Origin of the sequence: Streptomyces sp. NPDC048424 (assembly GCF_040651555.1) — a bacterium.
In the GTDB taxonomy this organism is placed as follows: Bacteria; Actinomycetota; Actinomycetes; order Streptomycetales; family Streptomycetaceae; genus Streptomyces.
The window spans coordinates 105069-129286 of sequence record NZ_JBEZKE010000020.1; the positions used below are offsets into that span (position 1 = coordinate 105069).

Annotated in this window: 25 protein-coding genes and 1 riboswitch; of the genes, 13 read left to right on the forward strand and 12 right to left on the reverse strand. The window is 72.2% G+C overall.

Going from position 1 to position 24218, the window contains the following annotated elements; genetic code table 11:
• Positions 1-215: 215 nt before the first annotated feature.
• The 3 genes from AB0D29_RS26270 to AB0D29_RS26280 all read left to right on the forward strand — a co-directional run bounded on the left by AB0D29_RS26270 (position 216) and on the right by AB0D29_RS26280 (position 2828).
• A complete protein-coding gene (locus tag AB0D29_RS26270; RefSeq protein WP_362857541.1) occupies positions 216-617 on the forward strand; it encodes a DUF3040 domain-containing protein in 402 nt (133 codons plus the stop codon).
• Between the two features lie 128 nt (positions 618-745).
• Positions 746-1372, forward strand: a complete 627-nt coding sequence (locus AB0D29_RS26275) for a DUF4126 domain-containing protein (RefSeq protein ID WP_362857543.1) — start codon at positions 746-748, stop codon at positions 1370-1372.
• A gap of 37 nt (positions 1373-1409) precedes the next feature.
• On the forward strand, positions 1410-2828 hold the full coding sequence (locus tag AB0D29_RS26280; protein ID WP_362857544.1) for an NAD(P)/FAD-dependent oxidoreductase: 1419 nt from the start codon (positions 1410-1412) through the stop codon (positions 2826-2828).
• Between the two features lie 4 nt (positions 2829-2832).
• Here the strand turns inward: AB0D29_RS26280 and AB0D29_RS26285 are convergent, their stop codons facing one another.
• The 5 genes from AB0D29_RS26285 to AB0D29_RS26305 form a co-directional block, all read right to left on the reverse strand.
• Positions 2833-3705 carry a hypothetical protein gene (locus AB0D29_RS26285; protein WP_362857546.1) on the reverse strand — a complete coding sequence of 291 codons (873 nt, stop codon included), beginning with the start codon at positions 3703-3705 and terminating at the stop codon, positions 2833-2835.
• A gap of 50 nt (positions 3706-3755) precedes the next feature.
• Complete coding sequence (metF, locus tag AB0D29_RS26290; RefSeq protein WP_362857548.1) at positions 3756-4670, reverse strand: methylenetetrahydrofolate reductase [NAD(P)H]; 915 nt, start codon at positions 4668-4670, stop codon at positions 3756-3758.
• Positions 4671-4838: 168 nt separating this feature from the next.
• A complete protein-coding gene (thiE, locus tag AB0D29_RS26295) occupies positions 4839-5474 on the reverse strand; it encodes a thiamine phosphate synthase (protein ID WP_362857550.1) in 636 nt (211 codons plus the stop codon).
• A 75-nt stretch (positions 5475-5549) separates the two neighbouring features.
• Positions 5550-5915: an Rv2175c family DNA-binding protein gene (locus tag AB0D29_RS26300; RefSeq protein ID WP_362857552.1), complete on the reverse strand. Its 366-nt coding sequence runs from the start codon at positions 5913-5915 to the stop codon at positions 5550-5552.
• 118 nt (positions 5916-6033) lie between these two features.
• The gene (locus AB0D29_RS26305; protein WP_362857554.1) at positions 6034-7278 is read right to left on the reverse strand and encodes an FAD-dependent oxidoreductase; all 1245 of its coding nucleotides are present in this window, start codon (positions 7276-7278) and stop codon (positions 6034-6036) included.
• Between the two features lie 81 nt (positions 7279-7359).
• Positions 7360-7471, forward strand: a riboswitch (TPP riboswitch).
• Between AB0D29_RS26305 and thiO the strand changes: the two genes are divergently transcribed.
• From thiO to AB0D29_RS26335, 6 genes are all read left to right on the forward strand, one after another.
• The gene (gene thiO, locus AB0D29_RS26310; protein WP_362857555.1) at positions 7469-8638 is read left to right on the forward strand and encodes a glycine oxidase ThiO; all 1170 of its coding nucleotides are present in this window, start codon (positions 7469-7471) and stop codon (positions 8636-8638) included. (Overlaps the previous riboswitch by 3 nt.)
• The gene (thiS, locus tag AB0D29_RS26315) at positions 8635-8853 is read left to right on the forward strand and encodes a sulfur carrier protein ThiS (protein ID WP_362857557.1); all 219 of its coding nucleotides are present in this window, start codon (positions 8635-8637) and stop codon (positions 8851-8853) included. The genes thiO and thiS overlap by 4 nt, the downstream gene beginning before the upstream one ends.
• Before the next feature lie 5 nt (positions 8854-8858).
• Positions 8859-9653, forward strand: coding sequence for a thiazole synthase (locus AB0D29_RS26320; RefSeq protein WP_362810730.1), 795 nt, complete (start codon positions 8859-8861; stop codon positions 9651-9653).
• 190 nt (positions 9654-9843) lie between these two features.
• Complete coding sequence (pknB, locus tag AB0D29_RS26325; protein WP_362857559.1) at positions 9844-11757, forward strand: Stk1 family PASTA domain-containing Ser/Thr kinase; 1914 nt, start codon at positions 9844-9846, stop codon at positions 11755-11757.
• A 6-nt stretch (positions 11758-11763) separates the two neighbouring features.
• A complete protein-coding gene (locus AB0D29_RS26330) occupies positions 11764-12624 on the forward strand; it encodes a deoxyribonuclease IV (RefSeq protein WP_362857560.1) in 861 nt (286 codons plus the stop codon).
• 92 nt (positions 12625-12716) lie between these two features.
• Positions 12717-13241: a DUF4396 domain-containing protein gene (locus AB0D29_RS26335; RefSeq protein ID WP_362857561.1), complete on the forward strand. Its 525-nt coding sequence runs from the start codon at positions 12717-12719 to the stop codon at positions 13239-13241.
• A 19-nt stretch (positions 13242-13260) separates the two neighbouring features.
• Here the strand turns inward: AB0D29_RS26335 and AB0D29_RS26340 are convergent, their stop codons facing one another.
• Positions 13261-13893 carry a sulfite oxidase-like oxidoreductase gene (locus AB0D29_RS26340; RefSeq protein ID WP_362857563.1) on the reverse strand — a complete coding sequence of 211 codons (633 nt, stop codon included), beginning with the start codon at positions 13891-13893 and terminating at the stop codon, positions 13261-13263.
• A 202-nt stretch (positions 13894-14095) separates the two neighbouring features.
• Here AB0D29_RS26340 and bfr point away from each other — a divergent pair, with 202 nt between their 5' ends.
• Positions 14096-14572 (forward strand): bacterioferritin, encoded by a 477-nt coding sequence (bfr, locus tag AB0D29_RS26345; RefSeq protein WP_030707395.1) that lies wholly within the window; start codon positions 14096-14098, stop codon positions 14570-14572.
• A gap of 27 nt (positions 14573-14599) precedes the next feature.
• Here bfr and AB0D29_RS26350 read toward each other — a convergent pair whose 3' ends face one another.
• Both AB0D29_RS26350 and AB0D29_RS26355 read right to left on the reverse strand, forming a co-directional pair.
• On the reverse strand, positions 14600-14860 hold the full coding sequence (locus AB0D29_RS26350) for a (2Fe-2S)-binding protein (RefSeq protein ID WP_362857576.1): 261 nt from the start codon (positions 14858-14860) through the stop codon (positions 14600-14602).
• 157 nt (positions 14861-15017) lie between these two features.
• Positions 15018-16373: a class II 3-deoxy-7-phosphoheptulonate synthase gene (locus AB0D29_RS26355; protein WP_351303669.1), complete on the reverse strand. Its 1356-nt coding sequence runs from the start codon at positions 16371-16373 to the stop codon at positions 15018-15020.
• Between the two features lie 329 nt (positions 16374-16702).
• On the opposite strand from AB0D29_RS26355, the gene AB0D29_RS26360 reads away from it, so the two are divergent.
• The gene (locus tag AB0D29_RS26360) at positions 16703-18628 is read left to right on the forward strand and encodes an anthranilate synthase family protein (protein WP_362857564.1); all 1926 of its coding nucleotides are present in this window, start codon (positions 16703-16705) and stop codon (positions 18626-18628) included.
• 62 nt (positions 18629-18690) lie between these two features.
• On the opposite strand, the gene AB0D29_RS26365 is transcribed toward AB0D29_RS26360, so the two are convergent.
• The 4 genes from AB0D29_RS26365 to AB0D29_RS26380 all read right to left on the reverse strand — a co-directional run bounded on the left by AB0D29_RS26365 (position 18691) and on the right by AB0D29_RS26380 (position 22524).
• Positions 18691-19719 carry a 6-phosphofructokinase gene (locus AB0D29_RS26365; RefSeq protein WP_362857577.1) on the reverse strand — a complete coding sequence of 343 codons (1029 nt, stop codon included), beginning with the start codon at positions 19717-19719 and terminating at the stop codon, positions 18691-18693.
• A 154-nt stretch (positions 19720-19873) separates the two neighbouring features.
• Positions 19874-20551 (reverse strand): response regulator transcription factor, encoded by a 678-nt coding sequence (locus AB0D29_RS26370; RefSeq protein WP_327413537.1) that lies wholly within the window; start codon positions 20549-20551, stop codon positions 19874-19876.
• On the reverse strand, positions 20548-21759 hold the full coding sequence (locus tag AB0D29_RS26375) for a DUF5931 domain-containing protein (RefSeq protein WP_362857566.1): 1212 nt from the start codon (positions 21757-21759) through the stop codon (positions 20548-20550). Before AB0D29_RS26375 ends, AB0D29_RS26370 begins: the two co-directional genes overlap by 4 nt.
• Before the next feature lie 33 nt (positions 21760-21792).
• Positions 21793-22524: a lysophospholipid acyltransferase family protein gene (locus AB0D29_RS26380; protein WP_351593175.1), complete on the reverse strand. Its 732-nt coding sequence runs from the start codon at positions 22522-22524 to the stop codon at positions 21793-21795.
• 170 nt (positions 22525-22694) lie between these two features.
• On the opposite strand from AB0D29_RS26380, the gene AB0D29_RS26385 reads away from it, so the two are divergent.
• Together AB0D29_RS26385 and AB0D29_RS26390 are read left to right on the forward strand one after the other, a co-directional pair.
• Positions 22695-23474, forward strand: a complete 780-nt coding sequence (locus tag AB0D29_RS26385) for an alpha/beta fold hydrolase (RefSeq protein WP_362857568.1) — start codon at positions 22695-22697, stop codon at positions 23472-23474.
• Complete coding sequence (locus tag AB0D29_RS26390) at positions 23467-24054, forward strand: hypothetical protein (protein WP_362857569.1); 588 nt, start codon at positions 23467-23469, stop codon at positions 24052-24054. The genes AB0D29_RS26385 and AB0D29_RS26390 overlap by 8 nt, the downstream gene beginning before the upstream one ends.
• The last annotated feature ends 164 nt before the right edge of the window (positions 24055-24218 follow it).

The following is a 24218-nucleotide window of genomic DNA, read 5'->3' on the forward strand; positions in this document are numbered from 1 at the left end:
ATGGTGGACGGACCATTGGGGAATAAGGGCCTCAGTGACCGCTCCCGCGGCGGTACGGTTTTGGAGCAGTGGTTTTACCGGCTGTGTCTTGTCTGGGCTGTGTGTCTTTTTGGAACGTGGCGTAGAGGGCGGGTGTCACGGGGGCGATTCCCCGCCTATCCTGAAGGGGACCCCTGGTCGCTACCCCCCGCGACCGACGGATGAGGAGGACTCCCGTGCCGCTCTCGGAGCACGAGCAGCGAATGCTCGAGCAGATGGAGCGAGCGCTGTACGCCGAAGATCCCAAGTTCGCGACAGCGCTTGAGGGAAGCGGACTGCGTACGTACACCCGGCGACGGGTCTACCAGGCAGTCGCAGGCATTGTGGTGGGTATCGCGCTCCTCATGACCGGTGTGATCATTCCGAACGTGCTCTGGATCAGCGTGGTGGGCTTCCTCGTCATGCTGGGATGTACGGTCCTGGTGGTCACCGGTTGGCGCAAGGCACCCAAGCCTGGCGAGCAGCCCGTCTCCGGAAGTGCAGAAGGTTCGGCCCATGGGCGGAACCGGCAGCGTCGGTCGATGATGACCCGCATCGAGGAACGGTGGCAGCGCCGCCGTGACGAGCAGGGGCAGTAGCCCCCCGAACAGTGTGAGCGAGGGGACGGCCGCCGCCGGGCGACCGTCCCCTCGCCGTTCTGTCCCCGTTCTGTCACCGTGCCCGCGTTCTGCCCGCCGGACCGGTACCCGTACGACATGATGATCCAATGAGTGTGCTCCCCCTGGTCTTCACCAGCGGCTGGGCCAGTGGGATCAACGCCTATGCCGTGGTCCTCCTGCTCGGCGTCTTCGGCCGGACCGGTCTGACCGACGAGGTCCCCGCGTCCTTGCAGCGCACGGACGTGCTGATCGTCGCCGCGGTGCTGTTCCTGTGCGAGGCGGTCGCCGACAAGGTCCCGTACGTCGACTCGATATGGGACACCGTCCACACCGTGATCCGCCCGCTCGCCGGAGCCGTGATCGGTGCGCTGCTGGCCGGGCAGAGCGGCTCGCTGTCCGACATCGCCGCCGGCGCGATCGGCGGCTCCACCGCGCTGGCCAGCCATTTCGTCAAGGCCGGCACCCGGATGGCGATCAACACCTCGCCCGAGCCGTTCACCAACGTGGGCATGAGCATCGCCGAGGACCTCGGCGTGGCCGGCATCGTCACCTTCGCGATGTTCAACCCGCAGGCAGCCGCGGTCATCGCGGCCGTCCTGCTGGCCGCCGGACTGGCCATACTCTTCTTCCTCTGGAGCCGGATCCGCCGCTTCCTGCGCCGCCGTGCCCAGCGCCGCGAGGAGAAGCGGCTGGCCGCCGAGGCCCGCGAGGTCACCGGGGCCCCACCCCTCTGATCACGGTCGGCCCGAGGGGGTCGATAGGCTCGGCCGCATGGCACGAATTGCGGTGATCGGCGCCGGCATGGGCGCGATGGCGACGGCGGCCCGGCTGGCCGTGGCGGGGCATCAGGTGGCGGTGTACGAGCGCGGGGCGACCTACGGCGGCGCCGTCGGCCGCTACGAGCGCGAGGGCTTCGCCTTCGACACCGGGCCCGGCCTGCTGCACCTGCCCGCCGTCTACCGCGACCTGTTCGTGAAGACCGGCAAGCGGTCCCTGGAGGACTGCGTCGACCTGGTCCAGGTGAACCCGGCCATCCGGCACGTCCTCCCCCACCACGGCATCGACGTCACCCTGCCCGGCGCCTCGCACGGCGGGGTCGCCGCCGCCCTCGACACCGCCTTCGGCCAGGGCGCGGGCGAGCGCTGGAACGCGCTGCTGGGCCGCGCCCGGGACGTCTGGGACGCCACCCGCCGCCCGCTGCTGGAGGAACCGCTGCGGGACGGGGCCCGGCAGGCACTGTGCGAGGACCCGTACCCGGCCCTGCGCCGCAGCGGGCTGCTGCGCCGCCGCCCTCCGACCCTCGCCGAGGTCGCCGACCGGGAGCTGGGCGGCGCGCTCGGCGAGCTGCTGACCGGCGTCGTGCGCACCTACGGGATCGACCCCGCCACCGCGCCCGGTTCGGCCACGGTGCTCCCGTACATGGAGCAGACCTTCGGCAGCTGGTACGTGCGCGGCGGGATGCGCGCCCTGGCCACCGCCGTGTACGAGCGCTGCCTGGAGCGGAAGGTCGCCTTCACGTTCGGGGCGGAGGTGCGCGAGGTCCTGGTCCGCGACGGCCGCGCGGCCGGGCTGCTGCTGGCCGACGGCAGTGAGGTGACCGCCGATCACGTGGTCTGCGCGATCGACCCCCGGCAGCTGTCCGCCGGCCCGACGCGGCGGGCGGCGGACGCGGTCCCGGCCCGCGGGCCGCAGGCGCCCGGCCGGATCACGCTGCTGCTCGCACTGCGCGGCGCCCGCCCCGCCACGGCCGCCCACCGCACCCTGGTGCACGCACCGGGGGCGCAGGTCACCGTGCTACGCCCGGACGATCCCGCCACCCGGCCCGACGCGGAGCACGAGGCGGTCACCGTGAGCGCCGTGTACGGGCCCGGGACCTCGGAGCCCGGCGAGCTGCTGGACCTCGCGGAGAAGGCCGTCCAGGGGCTGCGGGAGCGGCTGTTGTGGCACGAGGTGCGCACCCCGGCCGATGTCGAGGCGGCGACGGGTGCGCCCGGCGGCGCGGTGCCGTCGCCCGCCCTCGCGGGGGCCGGCGGCCGGCTGCTCCACCCGGCCAACACCACGGACGTGCCCGGGCTCTACCTGGCGGGCGGCTGGGCGCATCCGGGCGGCGGGCTGCCGCACGCCGGGATGACCGGGGCGCTGGTGGCCGGGCTGATCGTGGAGGGCGCGGAGTTCCGCGGCTCGCAGTGAGCCCTCAGTAGCGGTACTGCTCGTACCCGCCCTGCTGGGGGTACGGGTACTGCTGCTGTTGCGGCTCGCCCTGGTCCTCCATCGGGTAGGGCTGGCCGGCCCCGTCGGTGGACCGCTGCTGGGGGACCCAGACCCCGCCGGGCGGGGTGTCCGTGGAGTACTGCTGCTGTCCGTAGTCGGCGTACGGGGTGTAGTCGTACGGCTGGGGCGGGACGACGCCGCCGCCGGTGCCGATGTACGGGTCCGAGTAGGCGGCGTAGACCTGCTGCTGGTCGCCCGTCGGGTAGCCGCCCGAGTAGTCGTAGCCGCCCTGGTTCTGTTGGTCGTAGTACGCCGCGTACTGGTGGGCGTCCTGTTCCGCCGTGGTGAACGGCGAGGCGAAGGCCGCCGTCTGGGCGGCCTCGGGCGCGAGACTCTGTATCCCGTAGGACCCGGTGTCCTCGGGCACCGGCTCCGGGCTGTAGACCACCGGCGGCGCGTCCCGGAGCGACCGCTCCTCGACGGGCCCGTCCCCGGCCCCGTCCGCGTCCTCGTACGCGAGCGCGGTGACCTGGAGCGCCGGCTCCTGCTGCGCCGCGGGGCTTCCGGACCGGCGGCGCCTGGACTGCCGTACGGGTTCCCCGCCACGGCGCAGGGCCCAGCCGGCGACGAAGCCCTTGCGGAAGGAGAGCGTCACCAGGGTCTGGCCCACGGCGAACGCCGCCGCGCCGGCCCCGATGACCAGCACCGACGGCAGCACCACCCCGGCGACCACGCCGAGGAAGCCGGCGAAGGCGAGCAGGCGCCAGCGGAGCCGGGCCTTGTACTGCATCAGGACCTCGGCAAGCAGCCACAGCGCGACGAAACCGAACGCGATGTAGAGGACCGTCATTCCCATGCATGGCCCCTCTCGGTACGGCCGCCGGCGCGGGAACGGGGGGCGGCCGCTCAGGCCCGCTGGTGCAGGCCCAGGTTCTCGTAGATTTCGAGAGTCGCCGTGGAATTGTTCAGCGTGATGAAGTGCAGCCCCGGGACACCCTCGGACAGCAGCCGCGCGCAGAACTCCGTGGCGAACTCGATGCCAATGGAGCGTACAGCGGCCGGATCGTCCTTGACGGCGAGCATGCGCTCTTTCACATGCGCGGGGAAGACCGCGTTGCTGAGTTGGGGCAGCCTGTCGAGCTGCTTGATCGCCACAACAGGCATGACCTCGGGGATGATCGGGGTCTTGCAGCCCGCCTTCTCGACGCTGTCGCGCAGGCGCAGATAATTCTCCGGATCGAAGAACATCTGGGTGATCGCATAGTCGGCGCCCGCGCGGCACTTGTCCACGAAGTGCCGGATGTCCGTGTCCCAGTCCGTCGAACGCGGGTGCATCTCGGGGAAGGCCGCGACACCGACGCAGAAGTCGCCGGACTCCTTGACGAGGCGGACCAGGTCGGCGGCGTAGTGCACGCCCTCGGGGTGCGCCACCCACTCGCCCATCGGGTCGCCCGGCGGGTCTCCGCGCACGACGAGCATGTTCCGGATCCCGGCGTCGGCGAACTGCCCGATGACGTTGCGCAGCTCGGCGACCGAGTGGTCCACGGCGGTGAGGTGCGCGACGGGAGTCAGGGTGGTGTCGGCGGCGATCTCCTGGGTGGCCTTCACGGTGCCGCCGCGCGTGGAGCCGCCGGCTCCGTAGGTCACGGAGACGAAGCTGGGGGATACCGCCTCGACCCGGCGCAGGGCGTTCCAGAGGTTGCGTTCGCCCTTCTCCGTCTTCGGGGCCCAGAACTCGAAGGAGTACGAGCGCCCGGACGCGAGGAGGTCGCGGACCGTGTGTGCACGATCCGACCAGGTGGAAGCGGTACCAGAGGCCATGTGGGCAGGTTAGACGCGGCCGGCCGGTCACCGAAGCGCTGTCCGCCTTTTGGACACGTTTTTGGACACCTGGGGGGCCGGCTCTGGTCAAGCGGGGGCCGGGGCGCTAGGCGCTCGCCCTGCCCTTGCGACCTCCGGGCCTTCGGCCTCTGTCCGGGCGGACAGGACTCAGCCGCGCCGGGCCCGGACGCGCTTGGCGAGCTCCGCGGCGGCCGCACCGGGGTCGGTGGCCTCGGTGAGGGCGCGGACGACCACGACGCGGGTGGCGCCGGCGTCCAGCACCTCGTCCAGGTTCGTGGTGTCGATGCCGCCGATGGCGAACCAGGGGCGGTCCTGCTCCAGCGAGGCCGCGTACCGGACCAGCCCCAGGCCGGGGGCGTGGCGGCCGGGCTTGGTGGGCGTGGGCCAGCAGGGGCCGGTGCAGAAGTAGTCCACGCCGGGCTCGGCGACGGCCGCGTCGACCTCGTCCTCGGCATGGCAGGAACGGCCGATCAGCACGTGCTCGCCGAGGATGGCGCGGGCCGCGGGGACGGGGATGTCGCCCTGGCCGAGGTGCAGGACGTCGGAGCCGATGGCGTGGGCGACGTCGGCGCGGTCGTTCACGGCGAGGAGCTTGCCGTGGCGGCGTGCGGCCTCGGCGAACACCCGGAGGTGTTCGAGTTCCTCCCCCGCCTCCATGCCCTTGTCCCGGAGCTGGACGATGTCCACGCCTCCGGCCAGGACGGCGTCGAGGAACTCGGGGAGGTCACCCTGCCGCTTGCGGGCGTCCGTGCAGAGGTAGAGCCGGGCGTCGGACAGCTGCATGGGTGGACCCCCCGTGGTGGAGGCGGTGTACGGGCGCGGGCCCGTACACCGCGGTGGAGCGAACTGCGGATCAGGTCAGAGGGCGAGCGCCTGAGCGCGGCGCTTCACCTCCGTGCCGCGATTCTCGCTCAGCGCCTGCACGGGCGTGCCGGGCAGGGTCGGATCCTCGGTGAAGAGCCACTCCAGGATCTCCTCGTCGGTGAAGCGGTCGTCGCGCAGCACGGTCAGCAGCCCGACCAGGCCCTTGACGACCTTGTCACCGTCGATGAAGGGGGCCGGTACCTGCAGGGCGCGGTTCTCGCCCCGGCGTACGGCGATGAGCTGCCCTTCCTTCACCATCTGGCGGACCCGGGTCACCTCGATGTTCAGCATCTCCGCGATGTCGGGGAGGTGCAGCCACGAGGGGACAAGGGCATCGATCTTTGCGTCAATCTCGGTCACGGAGACAAGCCTGCCATCTCGGACTGGCCGCCGGTACCTGGGCGGCCCCGTACGGGTCGCCGCCCGTACCGGGGCGCCGCCCCGGACCCCGCGTCCCGAACGCCGGCGAGGCCGGAATTCAGGCCGTGGCCGACTTCAGCGGGGTGGCCGGGTCCGCGACCTTGGTCGGGTCCAGTGGCACCGCCGCTTCGATGAGCTTGCGGCCCTGGGCCACGTCGCGGGGGCGGCCCACCGCCAGGACGGCGACCAGGGCGCCGGCCCGCAGCCAGCACACCGACCAGGTCGCCCCGGCCGGGTCGCCGCGCCAGAGGAGGGTGTCGGCCCCGCCGTGGTGCCCGGCGTACTGCACGAAGCGCCCGAACTGCTCGGACCAGAAGTACGGCACCGGGTCGTAGACCTCACCCGCCTCACCCGCCTCCCCGACCGCCCGGGCCCCGGCCAGGATGTTCGCCGCGACCGTCCGCGGCCCCTGGAGCGCGTTGTCCCAGTGGTGGACGAGCAGCCGCTTCCCGTACCGCGCGGACGGGAAGGAGGCGCAGTCGCCGACGGCGTACACCCCGGGCAGCGAGGTGTGCAGGTGGGCGTCGGCGGTGACCGAGCCGTCGGGGCCCCGTTCCACGCCCGTCCCGGCCAGCCATGCGGTGGCGGGCCGGGCTCCGATGCCCACGACGACCGCGCCGGCCGGCAGGGTCCGCCCGTCCGCGAGCAGGACCCGGCCCTCCTCGATCCCGGCCACCTTCGCGCCGGTGATCAGCTCGGCGCCGGCCTCCTCGTACCAGCGCGCCATCGGCTCGGCGACCTCGGCGGGCAGTGCCCCCGCCAGCACCCGGTCCGCCGCCTCGACCACGGTCACCGCGCAGCCGGCCTCGCGGGCCGCGGTGGCGAATTCGGCGCCGATCCAGCCCGCCCCGACGACCACCGCCCGGGGCGCGCCCGCCAGGACCGGGCGCAGCCGCGCCGCGTCGTCCAGGGTGCGCAGCAGGTGGACGCCCGGGACGCCCTCGGTGCCGGGCAGGGTCAGCGGCTCGGCGCCGGTCGCGAGCACGAGGACCTCGTACGGGACCGGACCGGCCTCGGTGTCCAGCTCGTGGTCGGCGGCCCGCAGTCCGGTGACCTCGGTGCCGAGCCGCAGCTCGATGCCGAGCCCCTCGAAGTCCACGTCGAAGGCGGAGTCCTCGGCCTTGCCGAGCAGGACCGCCTTGGACAGCGGGGGTCGGTCGTAGGGCTGGTGGGGTTCGGCTCCCAGCAGGGTCAGGGGGCCGTCGAAGCCCTGCTCGCGCAGGGCGACCGCGGTCTGCACCCCGGCCATTCCGGCGCCGACGATCACGACGCCGCGCTGATTGTGTTCCGTCTGCTCGCTCACCCGGCCACCCTAGTCATCTGACGCTCCGTCAGGAATAGGTGCCGCCTTACCGGCCGTCCGCGGCCGGGTTAGTCTGGCCACCGTACCTATCGCGGGAGTCCGGCGCACCGGGCTGAGAGGGAGGCTGGCCGGCCTCCGACCGTACGAACCTGATCCGGGTCATGCCGGCGAAGGGAGGGGCTGGACGCCCATGCACTCATCTCTGAAGGGATCCGACGTCCTCGTCATCGGGGGCGGGATCATCGGCCTGGTCACCGCCTGGCGGGCCGCGGCGCGCGGGCTGCGCACCGTACTCGCCGACCCGGCACCCGGCGGCGGCGCCGCCCAGGTCGCGGCCGGCATGCTCGCCCCCGTCACCGAACTGCACTACGGCGAGGAAGCCCTGCTGGGCCTCGGTCTCGCCTCCGCCGCGCGCTACCCCGACTTCGCCGCCGAGCTCGCCGACGCGAGCGGCGGCATCGACATCGGCTTCCGCACCTGCGGCACCCTCGCCGTCGCCCTCGACGCCGACGACCGCCTCCACCTGCGGGAACTGCACGCGCTGCAGCGCCGCTGCGGCCTGGAGTCCGAGTGGCTCACCGGCCGCGAGTGCCGCCGCCTGGAGCCCATGCTCGCCCCGGGCGTACGCGGCGGCCTGCGCGTGGACGGCGACCACCAGGTCGACCCGCGCCGGCTCGCGGCCGCCCTGCTGGCCGCCTGCGAGCGGGCCGGCGTGATCATCCACCGGGCGGCGGTGGAACGGCTGCTGGTCACCGCCGACCGGGCGGCCGGGGCCGCGCTCGACGACGGTACGGAGCTGCGCGCCGGCCAGGTGGTGCTGGCGGCGGGCTCGCTCAGCGGCCGGCTGGCGGGCGTACCGGCGGAGGTGGTGCCTCCCGTACGGCCGGTCAAGGGACAGGTCCTGCGGCTGTCGGTGCCCCCGGCCTACGCGCCGTTCCTCTCCCGGACCGTCCGGGCGGTCGTCCGCGGCAGCCACGTCTACCTGGTGCCGCGCGAGAACGGCGAGCTCGTCGTCGGCGCCACCAGCGAGGAACTCGGCTGGGACACCACGGTCACCGCGGGCGGGGTCTACGAACTCCTGCGCGACGCCCACGAACTGGTCCCCGGCATCACCGAACTCCCCCTCACCGAGACCCGGGCGGGGCTGCGCCCCGGCTCGCCCGACAACGCCCCGCTGCTCGGCCCGACCGACCTGCCGGGCCTGCACCTGGCCACCGGGCACTACCGCAACGGGGTGCTGCTGACCCCGCTCACCGGTGAGGTGCTCGTGGAGCTGCTGGCCACCGGCGAACTTCCGGAGATCGCGCGCCCCTTCAGCCCCCGCCGGTTCTCCGCCGCACGTCAGGAGTCGTACGCATGAGCCTCCCCGTATCCGTCTCCGTCTCCGTCAACGGCGAGCCGCGCGAGGTCGCGGCCGGCACCACGCTCGACACGGTGGTCGCCACCCTGACCGCGGCCCCCTCCGGCGTCGCCGCGGCCCTCAACGAGACCGTGGTCCCGCGCGGGCAGTGGCCGGCCACGCCGGTGGGCGACGGCGACCGGGTCGAAATCCTCACCGCGGTCCAGGGGGGCTGAGCGGCATGGCTGACGACCTCTTCACCCTGGGCGGCCGGACCTTCTCCTCCCGCCTGATCATGGGCACCGGTGGGGCCCCGAGCCTGGACGTGCTGGAACGCTCCCTGGTCGCCTCCGGCACCGAACTCACCACGGTCGCGATGCGGCGCCTCGACCCCACGGTCCAGGGCTCCGTCCTCTCCGTCCTGACCAGGCTCGGCATCGCGGTCCTGCCCAACACGGCGGGCTGCTTCACGGCGGGCGAGGCCGTGCTCACGGCCCGGCTGGCCCGGGAGGCACTGGGCACGGACTGGATCAAGCTGGAGGTGGTCGCGGACGAGCGGACCCTCCTGCCGGACGGCGTCGAGCTGCTGGACGCCGCCGAGATCCTGGTGGACGAGGGCTTCACGGTCCTCCCGTACACGAACGACGACCCGGTGCTCGCCCGGAAGCTGGAGGACGTGGGCTGCGCGGCGATCATGCCGCTCGGGTCCCCCATCGGTTCGGGGATGGGCATCCGCAACCCGCACAACTTCGAGCTGATCACGGAGCGGGCGTCGGTACCGGTCATCCTGGACGCGGGCGCGGGCACGGCGTCGGACGCCGCCCTCGCGATGGAACTGGGCTGCGCGGCGGTGATGCTGGCCTCCGCGGTGACGCGGGCGCAGGAGCCGGTGCTGATGGCGTCCGCCATGCGGGACGCCGTCTCGGCGGGGCGGCTCGCGTTCCGCGCGGGGCGCATTCCGCAACGCCGCTTCGCCGAGGCCTCCTCTCCTGCGGAGGGCCGAGCCGTCCTGGACCCCGAACGCCCGGCGTTCTGACCCGCGGGTCTCCCGCCGGCGCTCCGCCCCGGACCCCCTACGGCGCTCCGCGCCCGCGCCTCAAACGCCGGCGAGGCTGAAAGGCGCGGAGCCCCTGGTGGCGGCGGCGCGGGCGGCTCGGACGTCACAGCTGCGCTGCAAGGCGGACCACCCAGGCGGGGTAGCCGCGGCGCCCCAATAGAATCGCGGCGTGGATACGACCCTGGAAGACCCCCTCGTCGGGCGCGTGCTCGACGGCCGCTACCGCATCGACGCCCGCATCGCGGCCGGCGGCATGGCCACGGTCTACCGGGCCGTCGACACCCGCCTCGACCGCGTGCTCGCCCTGAAGGTGATGCACCCGGCGCTCGCCGCCGACGCCGCCTTCGTCGACCGCTTCATCCGCGAGGCGAAGTCCGTGGCCCGGCTCGCCCACCCCAACGTGGTCGCCGTCTTCGACCAGGGCACGGACGGGCCGTACGTCTACCTCGCCATGGAGTACGTCTCCGGCTGCACCCTGCGCGACGTGCTCCGCGAGCGCGGCGCGCTCCAGCCGCGGGCCGCGCTCGACATCCTCGAACCCGTGCTCGCCGCCCTCGGCGCCGCCCACCGGGCCGGCTTCGTCCACCGCGACATGAAGCCCGAGAACGTCCTGATCGGCGACGACGGCCGGGTCAAGGTCGCCGACTTCGGGCTGGTCCGGTCCGTGGACTCGGTCACGAACACCACCGGATCCGTCCTCGGCACCGTCTCCTACCTGGCCCCCGAACAGATCGAGAGCGGCGTCGCCGACACCCGCGTGGACGTCTACGCCTGCGGTGTCGTCCTCTACGAGATGCTCACCGGCGCCAAGCCCCACCTCGGCGACAGCCCCGCGCAGGTCCTCTACCAGCACCTCCACGAGGACGTCCCGCCGCCGTCCGCCGCGGTCCCGGGGCTCCCCGTCGGCCTCGACGAGCTCGTCGCGCAGGCCACCGCCCGCAATCCCGAGCTGCGCCCCTACGACGCCGCCGCGCTGCTCGGCCTCACCCGTGAGGCCCGCGGCCGGCTCAGCGACGCCGAGCTGGACGCCGTACCGCCGCAGGCGCGCGCCGAGGTGCGGTCCTCCGCCGAGGACCGCACCGGTGTGATCCCGCGCCCGGTGGCCGCGCAGCCCGTGAACCTCACCTCCCGGCTGGAGACCCTGCCGCCGCCGCCCGCCGCGCCCGCCGCGCACCGGCAGGCGCCCGCCGGACGCCCCCGCCGTGGCGTGTTCCTGATCATCGCCGGGGTGCTGCTCGCCCTCGGGGTGGGCACCGGCGTCTGGTACATCAACTCCGGCCAGTTCACGAAGGTCCCGAACCTGCTCGGCAAGACCGAGGCGCAGGCCCGGTCCCAGCTGTCCGCGGCGGGGCTCGGCGTGAAGGGGGTCGACCGGAAGTTCAGCGACGCCTTCGACCGCGGGACGGTGATGAACACCGATCCCCCGGGCGGCCGGCGGATCCGCGGCAACGGCGCCGTGACCCTCACCATCTCCCGCGGCCCCGAGGTCGTTGCCGTGCCCAACCTCAAGGGCAGGCCGCTGGAGGAGGCCAAGGCCGAGCTGACGAAGTCCGGGCTGGCGCCCGGCATCGTCACGCAGGCCTTCAGCCAGGACGTCGCTCTGGGTTCGGTGATCAGCTCCGACCCGGCGGTCGGCGACAAGCGGGCGCCGGACACGGCGGTCTCGCTCGTCGTCAGCAAGGGCCGCCCGGTGTCGGTCCCGACCGTGACCGGGCTCCCCGTCGACCAGGCGACGGCCAGCCTGGAGGCGCTGGGGCTCAAGGTGGCGACCGCCCCCGAGCAGGTCAACTCCCCCGCGGCGGCCGGCACGGTCGCCAACCAGTCGATCGGCGCCGGCACCCAGGCCGCGGCCGGTGACACGGTCACGCTGACCGTGTCCAAGGGCCCGCGCCCGGTTCCGGTCCCGAACGTGACCGGCCAGGACGTGGAGGCGGCCCGCAAGGCGCTGGAGGCCGCCGGCTTCAAGGTGAAGGTGGAGCGTCCCTTCCTCTCCTTCAGCAACACGGTGGACGCCCAGTCGGTGCTGGGCGGGCTGAACGCCCCCGAGGGCAGCACGATCACCATCCGGACCAAGGGGCTGTAAGACGCAGTGGTACGCAATCCAGTCGGCGGGCACGTCCCCGTGGCGGGCGGCCTCGCGAAGGTCGGGCTGCCCTACGCCCGCGAGATGGGCGCCGAGGCCGTCCAGGTCTTCGTCGCCAATCCGCGCGGCTGGGCCACCCCGGTCGGCAATCCGGCCCAGGACGAGCTGTTCCGGGCGCAGTGCGCGGCCGAGGCGATTCCGGCGTACGTGCACGCCCCGTACCTGATCAACTTCGGCTCGCACAACGGGGCCACCGTGGAGAAGTCGGTGGAGTCGCTGCGCCACTCCCTGCGCCGCGGCCGGGAGATCGGCGCGCTCGGCGTGGTCGTGCACACCGGGTCGGCCACCGGGGGCCGGCCGCGCGAGGCGGCGTACGCGCAGGTCAGGGAACACATGCTGCCGCTGCTGGACGAGCTGACGCACGAGGACGACCCCTTCCTGCTGCTGGAGTCCACGGCGGGGCAGGGTTCCTCGCTGTGCTCGCGCACGTGGGACTTCGGCCCCTACTTCGACGCGCTCGACCACCACCCGAAGCTGGGGATCTGCCTGGACACCTGCCACATCTTCGCGGCCGGTCACGACCTGGCGGAGCCGGGCGGGACGAAGGTGACCCTCGACCTGCTGGTGGACACCGTGGGCGAGGGCCGGCTGAAGCTGGTCCACGCGAACGACTCCAAGGAGGGCGTGGGCGCACACAAGGACCGGCACGCCAACATCGGGCAGGGCCACATCGGCCGGGAGGCCTTCGCCGAGCTGTTCACGCACCCCGCGATGGAGGGCGTACCGCTGATCACCGAGACCCCGGGCGGCAAGGAAGGGCATGCGGCGGACGTGGCGCTGCTGAAGGAGCTGCGCGGCCCGCAGTGATCCGGTGATCCCTTGAGGAATACCCCCGGGGGGTATACGGTTCTGTCATATCGACAGCACCGCTACTCGGCATTTCCCATCAGGGGGTCGTCATGGAGCAGGCACACGCGGACCACGGGCATCACGAAGACCACCAGCACCACGGCGGCCACGGTCACGAGACCGGCCCTCACGCGGGCAAGGCCACCTGGGCCATGGCCGCCCGGGCCACCCTCCACTGCCTCACCGGGTGCGCCATCGGCGAGGTGCTGGGCATGATCATCGGCACGGCACTCGGGTGGGGGAACGTGTCGACCATGATCCTGGCGATCGTGCTGGCGTTCTTCTTCGGCTACGCCCTCACCCTGCGCGGGATCCTCTCCGCCGGCGTCGACCTCCGTACGGCCATCCGGGTGGCCCTGGCCGCCGACACCCTTTCGATCGCCGTCATGGAGCTGATCGACAACGGGGTGATCGCCCTGTGGCCCGGCGCGATGGACGCGCACCTCTCGGAGCCGCTGTTCTGGACGGTGCTCGCGCTCTCGCTCGCCGTCGCCTTCGTGGTCACGGTCCCCGTCAACAAGTGGATGATCGGCCGCGGCAAGGGTCACGCGGTCGTCCACCAGTACCACCACTGAGGGCCGGCCGCCCCCGGGCCTACAGCTCGGGACCGTCCCCGGGCTCCTCCTGGTACGAGTAGCGCTGCTCGCGCCAGGGGTCGCCTATGTTGTGGTAGCCGCGCTCCTCCCAGAAGCCGCGGCGGTCGGCCGTCATGTACTCGATGCCGCGGACCCACTTGGGGCCCTTCCAGGCGTACAGGTGCGGAACCACGAGCCGCACGGGGAAACCGTGCTCGGCGGTGAGCAGTTCACCGCCCTGGTGGGTGGCGAAGACGGTCCGCGCGGAAGCGAAGTCGGCCAGCCGCAGGTTGGAGCTGAAGCCGTACTCGGCCCACACCATCACGTGCGTGACCTGCGGCGCGGGCGGCGCCAGGGCCAGGATCTCGCGGGCGAGCACACCGCCCCATTCGGCGCCCTGCATGCTGAACTTGGTGACGCAGTGCAGGTCCGCCACGACGGAGTCGAACGGCAGGGCCGTGAACTCCTCGTGGTTCCAGCAGTGCTTGTCCCCGTCGGCCGTCGCGCCGAAGACCCGGAATTCCCAGCGGTCCGGCTTGAACTTGGGCACGGGCCCGTAATGGGTGACCGGCCAGCCCCGCTGCAGCCGCTGCCCCGGTGGAAGCTCCAGCGGCTCTGCTCCCGGAGATTCCCGGCTTTCCGGCTGACCCATGACTCCATGGTGACAGACTGGGCAGGGTGGTCATGACCAGGTCTGGACCGATTCGGGCAAGTCACGGCAACTCCCACTAAGGAGGCACTTACTGGACGGCCTCCGGCGGCAGTGCAAGGATGCGCGCAGATCCCCCAGTTACCACTGGGAGGTACCCCCAGCCCCGTCACGTAACTGACATTGCCTGGAAGGAGCCTCTGCGATGCAGGGCGACCCCGAGGTCCTTGAGTTTCTGAACGAGCAGCTGACCGGCGAGCTGACGGCCATCAATCAGTACTGGCTGCACTACCGCATCCAGGACAACAAGGGCTGGACCAAGCTCGCCAAGTACACGCGTGAAGAATCCATCGACGAGATGAAGCACGCGGACAAGATCACCGAGCGCATCCTGATGCTCGACGGCCTGCCGAACTACCAGCGGCTCTTCCACGTGCGCGTCGGACAGACGATCACGGAGATGTTCCAGGCGGACCGCCAGGTCGAGGTCGAGGCCATCGACCGGCTCAAGCGCGGTATCGAGGTCATGCGCGGCAAGGGCGACATCACCTCGGCGCGCCTCTTCGAGGAGATCCTCGAGGACGAGGAGCACCACATCGACTACCTCGACACCCAGCTGGAGCTCATCGAGTCCCTGGGCGAGCCGCTCTACATCGCGCAGCTGATCGAGCAGCCGAGCTGACAGCCGGCCCGGCCGATCAGGAGCCGATCAGGCCGCTTCCGCCAGTGCGGGCGCACGCTCCGTCTCGGCGGCGAGCACGGCCGTAGCGTCACCCTTCTCCAGCAGCTCCCGGCGCGGACAGGCGCCGCGGCCGAGTATGCCCTGGATGGTGCGCACGCAGGAGCCGCAGTCGGTGCCGGCCTTGGTGGCCGAGGCGATCTGGCGCGGGGTGCAGGCCCCGGCGGCCGCGTGTTCCTTGACCTGCTTGTCGGTGATCCCGAAGCAAGAGCAGACGTACACGCGGTTCACCTCCCTGGGCGGAATGGTTCTACGAGCCATCCCCTATTCGGTGAGGCTTACCTAACCGTACCCAAAGTTAGGGTGACCTAAAAGACCTGGATACGAGGATGGGGCGCGGATCACATCGATCCGCGCCCCATCGTCGTACGAAGGTACTGACTGATCCCTACTGGTCCCGGTACATCTCGGCGACCAGGAACGCCAGGTCCAGGGACTGGCTGCGGTTGAGCCGCGGGTCGCAGGCCGTCTCGTAGCGCTGGTGCAGGTCGTCGACGAAGATCTCGTCGCCGCCGCCCACGCACTCGGTGACGTCGTCACCGGTGAGCTCGACGTGGATGCCGCCCGGGTGGGTGCCCAGGGCCTTGTGGACCTCGAAGAAGCCCTTGACCTCGTCGAGCACGTCGTCGAAACGGCGCGTCTTGTGGCCGGAGGCCGCCTCGAAGGTGTTGCCGTGCATCGGGTCGGTGACCCAGCCGACGACCGCACCGGAGGCGGTGACCTTCTCGACCAGCTCGGGGAGCTTGTCGCGGACCTTGTCGGCGCCCATGCGGACGACGAAGGTCAGCCGGCCCGGCTCGCGCTCGGGGTCCAGGCGGTCGATGTAGGTCAGCGCCTCGTCCACCGTGGTGGTGGGGCCGAGCTTGATGCCGATCGGGTTGGCGATCTGCGAGCAGAACTCGATGTGCGCGTGGTCCAGCTGGCGGGTGCGCTCACCGATCCAGACCATGTGGCCGGAGGTGTCGTACAGCTTGCCGGTACGCGAGTCGGTGCGGGTCAGCGCGCCCTCGTAGTCGAGCAGCAGCGCCTCGTGGGAGGCGTAGAACTCGACGGCCTTGAACTCGGCCGGGTCGGTGCCGCACGCCTTCATGAAGTTCAGCGCGTTGTCGATCTCCCGCGCCAGCTGCTCGTACCGCTGACCGGACGGGGAGGACTTCACGAAGTCCTGGTTCCAGGCGTGCACCTGGCGCAGGTCGGCGTAACCACCGGTGGTGAAGGCGCGCACCAGGTTGAGCGTGGAGGCGGAGGCGTTGTACATGCGCTTCAGCCGCTCGGGGTCCGGGATCCGGGCCTCTTCGGTGAAGGCGAAGCCGTTGACGGAGTCGCCGCGGTAGGTCGGCAGGGTGACGCCGTCGCGGGTCTCGGTGTCCTTGGAGCGCGGCTTGGAGTACTGGCCCGCGATGCGGCCGACCTTGACGACCGGCACGGAGGCCGCGTACGTCAGTACGGCACTCATCTGGAGCAGCGTCTTCAGCTTGGCGCGGATGTGTTCGGCGGACACGCCGTCGAAGGCCTCGGCACAGTCGCCGCCCTGGAGGAGGAACGCCTCGCCCTTGGCGACGGCTCCCAGACGGGCACGCAGCTGGTCGCACTCACCCGCGAAAACGAGCGGAGGATACGACTCGAGGTCCGCGACGACAGCGCGCAGAGCCTCGGCATCGGGGTACGAAGGCTGCTGCGCCGCGGGAAGGTCTCGCCAGGTCGCCTTGGCGGCGGGGGCTTGGGTTTCAGCGTTCACGGTCACCTCGTACACATTACGGCGTCATACGTCTCATCCCGCCCTCCGCCCACAACGTGAGACGGTCCTGCTCGAAGGGCAGGGGGACCCCTGAGGAACGGAATCCATGGTTCAGCCCACGCCGTGAGACGGATCCAGCGCCGCGCGGCCGCCCTGGGCTAGGGTGCCTCCCGTGTACGCGCACTCGAACCAGAACCGGTGGTGGCCCGCTCCCGGCGGCACACTTCTCGCGCGTACCTGAAACGACACGCGACGACGCGAAGGCCGCCCCGAGGGGCGGCCTTCCGTGTTTGCGACGCGGGCGCCGTTCCTCCCACCGGAAGGACGCCCCGCCCATGACCCCCAGGCCCCTGAACCGACCGAGCCGACCGAACCGGCTGAGCCGGCTGAGCCGGCTGCTCGACGACTCCTGCCCGCCGTTCGCCCTGCTGCGCCGGCGGACCCCCGGCCGCGACCACGACACCGTCGAGGTGCTGATCGGCGCCGTCCACGAGGCCGAACACCTCGCCGACCTGCCCGTCCGCGAGCTGCCCACCCTCGCCCTCGTCCCCTTCCGGCAGATCCGGGAGCGCGGGTTCGACGTACGCGACGACGGCACGCCGCTGAGCGTGCTGGTCGCCGAGGAGGCGTACGAGATCCCGCTCGCCGAGGCGCTGGCCGCGCTGCCCGCGCACGAGGTGCGGGTCGAGGGCGGCGGCTTCGACGTCCCCGACGCGCAGTACGCGGCCACGGTCGAGCGGGTCATCGAGGACGAGATCGGCCGCGGCGAGGGCGCGAACTTCGTCATCCGGCGCACCTACGAGGGCCGCATCGACGGCTTCGGCCGGGCCGACGCCCTCGCCCTGTTCCGGCGGCTGCTGCTGGGCGAGCGCGGCGCGTACTGGACGTACGTCGTCCACACCGGCGAGCGGACGCTGGTCGGGGCGAGCCCCGAGGTGCACGTGCGGATGTCCGGGGGCACCGTCGTGATGAACCCGATCAGCGGGACCTACCGGTATCCGGCCGGGGGACCCACCGTGGACTCCCTCCTCGCCTTCCTCGGCGACCGCAAGGAGACCGAGGAGCTGTCGATGGTCGTCGACGAGGAACTCAAGATGATGTGCACCGTCGGCGACCGCGGCGGGGTCGTCGTCGGACCGCGGCTGAAGGAGATGTCCCACCTCGCGCACACCGAGTACGAGCTGCGCGGGCGCTCATCGCTGGACGTGCGGGAGGTGCTGCGCGAGACGATGTTCGCGGCGACGGTCACCGGCTCGCCGGTGCAGAACGCCTGCCGCGTGATCGAGCGGTACGAGAGCGGGGGCCGCGGCTACTACGCGGGGGCCCTGGCGCTGCTCGGACAGGACGCGGCCGGGGCGCAGACGCTGGACTCCCCCATCCTGATCCGCACCGCCGACATCGCCCCGGACGGCGTGCTGCGGGTGCCGGTGGGCGCCACGCTCGTACGGCACTCCGACCCGGCGGGCGAGGTCGCGGAGACGCACGCGAAGGCGGCGGGGGTGCTGGCGGCGCTCGGGGTGCGGCCGGCCGCACCCCGGCCGGCCTTCGAGGGCGCGCGGCTGGCGGACGACCCGCGGGTGCGGGCGGCCCTGGCGGCCCGGCGCTCGGACCTGGCCCCCTTCTGGCTGCGCATGCAGGAGCGGCCGGCCTCCCTGACCGGCCACGTGCTGGTGGTGGACGGCGAGGACACCTTCACGGCGATGCTGGCGCACGTCCTGCGGGTGGCCGGGCTGGAGGTGACCGTACGCCGCTACGACGATCCGGGGCTGCGGGCGGCGGCCCTGTCCTGGGCGGGCCCGATCGTCCTGGGCCCCGGTCCGGGCAATCCGGCGGACGCCTCGGACCCCAAGATGCGGATGCTGCGCGCGCTGGCGGCGGAACTGCTGGCCGGGCACCGGCACGGGCTGGTCGGGGTCTGCCTGGGGCACGAGCTGCTGGCGGCCGAGCTGGGGCTGCCGCTGATCCGCAAGGCGGAGCCGGCGCAGGGGGCGCAGACCCGGATCGACCTGTTCGGGGCGCAGGAGGTGGTCGGCTTCTACAACACGTACACCGCGCACTGCGACGCATCGGGCGAGGGCCGGCTGGCGGCTTCGGGCGTCGAGGTGTCCCGCGACCCGGCGACCGGGGAGGTCCACGCGGTCCGCTCCGTCGGCGGCGGCTTCGCGGGGGTCCAGTTCCACCCGGAGTCCGTCCTCACCCTCCGCGGCGCGGACCTGCTGCGCGAGCTCCTGACCGGCGTGATGTCCCCGGCCCCGGCGTAGCCGGCGCGCCGCCGCTGCGCGGTGCCCCTGGGGCACCGCGCAGCGGCCCCGGACCTGCGACGTCAGCCGAAGAAGACCCCCACCTCCTTGTAGAGCGCGGGGTCCACCGTCTTCAGCCGCGCCGTCGCCTCCGCGATCGGCACCCGGACGATGTCCGTCCCCTTGAGCGCGACCATCTTGCCGAAGTCCCCGTCGTGCACCGCGTCGATCGCGTGCAGCCCGAACCGGGTCGCCAGCCAGCGGTCGAAGGCGCTGGGCGTGCCGCCCCGCTGGATGTGCCCGAGCACGGTCGTGCGGGCCTCCTTGCCGGTCCGCGCCTCGATCTCCTTGGCCAGCCACTCGCCCACGCCCGACAGTCGGACGTGTCCGAAGGAGTCCTTGGTGGCGTCCTTCAGCACCAGGTCCCCGTCCTTGGGCATCGCGCCCTCGGCGACCACGACGATCGGGGCGTAGCTCGCCTTGAAGCGGGAGGTCACCCAGGCGCACACCTCGTCCATGTCGAAGCGCTGCTCCGGGATGAGGATGACGTTGGCGCCGCCGGCGAGCCCCGAGTGCAGGGCGATCCAGCCGGCGTGCCGGCCCATGACCTCGACGACGAGCACCCGCATGTGCGACTCGGCCGTGGTGTGCAGCCGGTCGATCGCCTCGGTCGCGATGCCGACGGCGGTGTCGAAGCCGAAGGTGTAGTCCGTGGCGGACAGGTCGTTGTCGATCGTCTTGGGCACGCCGACGCAGGGGATGCCGTACTCCTCGTACAGCTTGGCGGCGACGCCGAGGGTGTCCTCGCCGCCGATCGCGACGAGCGCGTCCACCTCGTACTTGGCGAGGTTCTCCTTGATGTCGCGCACCCCGTTCTCCGTCTTGAACGGGTTGGTGCGCGAGGAGCCGAGGATGGTGCCGCCCCGGGGCAGGATGCCGCGGACGGCGGGGATGTCGAGCGGGACGGTCCTCCCCTCGACCGCGCCCCGCCAGCCGTCCTTGAACCCGACGAACTCGCAGCCGTACTCCTGGGTGCCCTTGCGGACGACGGCCCTGATCACCGCGTTGAGCCCGGGGCAGTCTCCGCCACCGGTCAGCACTCCGACCTTCATTGCATCTCCCTTCGCCATGACGGTCACGCTAGTGGTGACGCAGGTCACAGCAAGGGTCCTGAAGGGGTCAATTCCGGTGGAATCGCGGGGCGTTGCGTACGCCCGTTCACTCGTACGAGGACGAAAGTACGATCGACGCCCGGCGAACGGGTGCCTACGCGTCGTCGAGGCCCCGCTCTATGGCGTACCGGACCAGCTCCACCCGGTTGTGCAACTGCAGCTTGCCCAGGGTGTTCTGGACGTGGTTCTGCACGGTGCGGTGGGAGATGACCAGCCGCTCCGCGATCTGCTTGTACGAGAGCCCCTTGGCCACCAGGCGCAGCACCTCGGTCTCGCGGTCGGTCAGTTGCGGCGCCTTCGGCTCGTCGGAGGCGGTGGGCACCGGGTCGGTGGCGAGGCGCCGGTACTCGCCGAGCACCAGACCGGCCAGGCCCGGGGTGAAGACGGGGTCGCCGGCCGCGGTGCGGCGGACCGCGTCGATCAGCTCCTGGGCGCCGGCGGACTTCAGCAGGTAGCCGGTCGCGCCGGACTTCACCGCCTCCAGGACGTCCGCGTGCTCACCGCTGGCGGACAGCACCAGGACGCGCAGCGCGGGGTGGGCGCCGACCAGTTCCTTGCAGACCTGCACGCCCGGCATGCCGGGCAGGTTGAGGTCGAGGACCAGGACGTCGGGGGTGACGGCGCGGGCCCGGCGTACCGCCTCGGGGCCGTCGCCGGCGGTCGCCACGACGTCGAAGCCGGCGGCGGCCAGGTCGCGGGCGACCGCGTCCCGCCACATCGGGTGGTCGTCGACGACCATCACCCTGATCTCGTGCGGTTCCTTCGTGCTCATTGGGTTCTCCCCCTCGGTACTTTCAGTTCCACTTCGGTGCCCTGTCCGGGGACGGACACCAGATCGGCGCTGCCGCCGAGGTCGCGCAGCCGGCCTCGGATCGACAGGGCCACGCCCATCCGGCCCTCGCCCTCCGCCTGGTCGAGCCGGCCCGCCGGGATGCCCGGGCCGTCGTCGCGGACGGTCACGATCACCTCGTCGCCCCAGTCCTCGACCAGGATCCAGGCCCTGGCTCCCTCGCCCGCGTGCTTGCGCACGTTGTCGAGGGCGGCGCCGACCGCCGCGGCCAGCTCCTTCGCGGCGGGTACCGGCAGCGGCACCGGGGTGCCCGGCTCGGCGAAGCTCACCCGGGACCCGGCGTGCGGGGCGAGGAGCGTGCGCAGGTCCAGCTCGCCGTCGTCGCCGCCCGACTCGTCCACCTCGTACGTGTCCACCAGCGCGCCGCGCGACTCGTCGGAGGAGACCCGGGAGGGGTGCGCCAGGCCGGTGGTGACCAGCGTGCGCAGCGCCACCTCCTGCTCTCCCGCCATCCGGCCCAGCTCGGCGGCCTCCCCGCCCACCTCGGCGCCGCGCCGCTGGACCATGGCGAGGACCTGGAGGACCCCGTCGTGGATGTCACGGGCGAGGCGCTCGCGCTCGCGGGTGGCGGCCTCGATCTCCAGGGCGCGGGCGAGGGTGTTCTCACTGGCCCGGGCGACCTCGACGACGTAGCCGATGGCCACGGAGGAGACCCAGACGAGCAGCACGTTGTGCAGCGCGTCCCGGGTGGGCTGGCCGCCGTGGATGAGGATCGTGGCCGCGGCCACGAAGGTGGAGGCGAAGCAGGCCCAGCGCCAGCCGCCCTTGATCGCGAACCCGAGGACGGCGCCCCCGGTCCAGATCGTGGGGAGGGTGGGACCGCCCCCGGTGATCCGCTCGTGCGTGTCGGCGAGCGGGGTCAGCCCGATCCCGACGATGGCGACGGTGAGGTCGGCGACGAGGAAGCCCTTGGTGCAGCTGGCGGCGTTGGCCACCTTCGAGGTGGTGGCCAGGGTCCAGACGGCGAGGAAGGCGAGGTAGCCGGCCGCGATCCAGGGGTGCGGGTACCGCTTGTAGGCGGAGGCGAACAGCAGCACCGCGTAGACCATCGTCAGCAGCCGGTACGCCGTCAGGGCACGCCAAAGCGGCTGCTCGACCGACATGCGTACGACGCGTTCGCGTTTCGCCATCTCCCCCACCCCCTGCGGGCGGTACCGCCCGACCTACTCCGGCTTGCCGTCGGCCTTCTCGGCCTTGCCGGTCTTCTCCGCCTTCTCGGCCTTCTCCGCGTCGGCGATCTGGCGCTTCGCCGCCGTCGCGTAGATGTCGACGTACTCCTGGCCGGAGAGCTTCATGATCTCGTACATGACCTCGTCGGTCACCGAGCGCAGGATGAAGCGGTCACCGTCCATGCCGTGGTAGCGGCTGAAGTCCAGCGGCTTGCCGATCCGGATGCCCGGGCGCATCAGCTTGGGCACCACCTTGCCGGGCGGCTGGATCTTCTCGGTGTCGATCATCGCCACGGGGATCACGGGTGCGCCGGTGGCCAGCGCCACCCGGGCCAGCCCGCCGGGCTTGCCGCGGTACAGGCGTCCGTCGGGTGAACGCGTGCCCTCGGGGTAAATACCGAACAGCTCCCCCCGCTCGATGACCTCGATGCCGCTCTTGATCGCGGCCTCGCCGGCCCCGCGCGCACCGGAGCGGTCCACCGGGAGCTGGCCGACGCCCTTGAAGAAGGCGGCCGTCAGCTTGCCCTTGACGCCCGGGGAGGTGAAGTACTCCGCCTTCGCGATGAAGGTGACCTTCCGGTCCAGCACGGCCGGAAGGAAGAAGGAGTCGGAGAAGGACAGGTGGTTGCTCGCGAGGATCGCCGGCCCCTCCGCGGGAATGTTCTCGAGGCCCTCCACCCACGGCCTGAAAGCGAGCTTCAGTGAACCGCCGATGGAGAACTTCATTGCGCCGTAGATCAACTCGAAAGCCTTCCTGTGTCTGTCGAACAGACCATATCCCCTGGCTCCCGCGGCAGCGGCCCGACGACCCTGGCCGGTGCCACCCCGGTCGCGTACGGTGAAGTCACACAGAGCAACGCACCCACCCGACGTACATCATGATCAAGGAGACCCTGGTGCCCGTCCTCCCTGGAGCCGAGCCGTTCCGCCACGAGGGCGGAGAGGTCGGCGTCCTCCTCTGCCACGGCTTCACCGGTTCCCCGCAGTCGCTGCGCCCCTGGGCCGAGTACCTCGCCGGGCAGGGACTCACGGTGTCGCTTCCGCTGCTGCCCGGACACGGGACGCGCTGGCAGGACATGCAGCTCACGGGCTGGCAGGACTGGTACGCGGAGGTCGACCGCGCCCTGCGGGAACTGCTGGACCGGTGCGAGCAGGTGTTCGTCTTCGGGCTGTCGATGGGCGGCGCGCTGACCCTGCGGCTGGCCGCCAAGCACGGGGACGCCATCAGCGGCATCGTGCTCGTCAACCCGGCGAACAAGGTGCACGACCCGCTGGCCGTCGCCCTTCCGGTGGCCAAGCACTTCATCCGCTCGACGCCGGGCATCGCCAGCGACATCGCCAAGCCGGGCTCGGAGGAAGTCGGCTACGACCGGGTCCCGACCCGGGCCGCGCACTCGCTGCGGAAGTTCCTGCAGCTCGTGGACGCCGACCTGCCGCAGGTCACGCAGCCGCTGCTGCTGCTGCACAGCCCGCAGGACCACGTCGTACCGCCCGTCGACTCCGCGCGGATCCTGGCGCGGGTCTCCTCCACGGACGTCACCGAGACCCTCCTGGAACAGAGCTACCACGTCGCGACGTTGGACCATGACGCGGAGCGGATCTTCGCGGACAGCTATGCGTTCGTCGGCCGACTGGCGGAGAGCGTGGGCAGGGAGGGGGCGGAGGCCGGTGGCTGAGCACGAGGAGCAGTCGGGCGGGGTCCCGCCGCTGGACGAGGAAGCGGCGTGGGCGGCGATCGTCGCCGGGTACGGGCAGGAGCCGCCGGACCCGCCGGGGGCCCGGCCGTTCAAGCCGATCGAGAACATCCTCCTGCCGGAGGAGGACGTCAAGCCGCTGCCGGCCGTACCGGAGGCGGGACCGGAGCCGAAGCCCGAGCCGAAGGCCGAGCCCGAGCCGCCGGCCGCCGCCGGGCTGGGCAGCTCGGTGGTCTTCGCCCCGGGCGTGGGCATGGCGGGCCCGCGGGACCACTCGCTGGCGCAGCCGCAGGAGGACGACCTGACGCCGGCGGACGAGGGCCACTTCGTCCAGCCGGAGCCGGAGCTGCCGCCGGCGGACACGACGTCGAAGTTCGCGTGGCTCGCGGTGGTCGGCGGGCCGGTGCTGCTGCTGCTCGCGGTGCTGCTGCAGTGGGACATGACCTGGTGGCTGACGACGCTCGGCATCGGGGGCTTCCTGGGCGGGTTCGCGACGCTGGTCGCACGCATGCAGCACGGCGACGACGAGGACGACGACCCCGGCCGCGGAGCCGTGGTCTAGGCGCCAAACCTGGGGCTCCGCCCCAGACCCAGTGCCTCAAACGCCGGCGGGGCTGGATTTTCCAGCCCCGCCGGCGTTTGAGGCGCGGGGGCGCGTCCGGGGTGGGGGGGGGGACGACGTACAGGGGAGGTGTGCCGTCCGGCCCGGGCCCCGGCTCGTTGCCG

Coding starts and splice junctions, on each gene's coding strand:
- AB0D29_RS26275 (WP_362857543.1), top strand. CDS start 746: ATGAGTGTGCTCCCCCTGGTCTTCACCAGCGGCTGGGCCAGTGGGATC.
- AB0D29_RS26280 (WP_362857544.1), top strand. CDS start 1,410: ATGGCACGAATTGCGGTGATCGGCGCCGGCATGGGCGCGATGGCGACG.
- AB0D29_RS26285 (WP_362857546.1), bottom strand. CDS start 3,705: ATGGGAATGACGGTCCTCTACATCGCGTTCGGTTTCGTCGCGCTGTGG.
- metF (WP_362857548.1), bottom strand. CDS start 4,670: ATGGCCTCTGGTACCGCTTCCACCTGGTCGGATCGTGCACACACGGTC.
- thiE (WP_362857550.1), bottom strand. CDS start 5,474: ATGCAGCTGTCCGACGCCCGGCTCTACCTCTGCACGGACGCCCGCAAG.
- thiO (WP_362857555.1), top strand. CDS start 7,469: ATGCACTCATCTCTGAAGGGATCCGACGTCCTCGTCATCGGGGGCGGG.
- thiS (WP_362857557.1), top strand. CDS start 8,635: ATGAGCCTCCCCGTATCCGTCTCCGTCTCCGTCAACGGCGAGCCGCGC.
- AB0D29_RS26320 (WP_362810730.1), top strand. CDS start 8,859: ATGGCTGACGACCTCTTCACCCTGGGCGGCCGGACCTTCTCCTCCCGC.
- AB0D29_RS26335 (WP_362857561.1), top strand. CDS start 12,717: ATGGAGCAGGCACACGCGGACCACGGGCATCACGAAGACCACCAGCAC.
- AB0D29_RS26340 (WP_362857563.1), bottom strand. CDS start 13,893: ATGGGTCAGCCGGAAAGCCGGGAATCTCCGGGAGCAGAGCCGCTGGAG.
- bfr (WP_030707395.1), top strand. CDS start 14,096: ATGCAGGGCGACCCCGAGGTCCTTGAGTTTCTGAACGAGCAGCTGACC.
- AB0D29_RS26360 (WP_362857564.1), top strand. CDS start 16,703: ATGACCCCCAGGCCCCTGAACCGACCGAGCCGACCGAACCGGCTGAGC.
- AB0D29_RS26365 (WP_362857577.1), bottom strand. CDS start 19,719: ATGAAGGTCGGAGTGCTGACCGGTGGCGGAGACTGCCCCGGGCTCAAC.
- AB0D29_RS26370 (WP_327413537.1), bottom strand. CDS start 20,551: ATGAGCACGAAGGAACCGCACGAGATCAGGGTGATGGTCGTCGACGAC.
- AB0D29_RS26375 (WP_362857566.1), bottom strand. CDS start 21,759: ATGGCGAAACGCGAACGCGTCGTACGCATGTCGGTCGAGCAGCCGCTT.
- AB0D29_RS26380 (WP_351593175.1), bottom strand. CDS start 22,524: ATGAAGTTCTCCATCGGCGGTTCACTGAAGCTCGCTTTCAGGCCGTGG.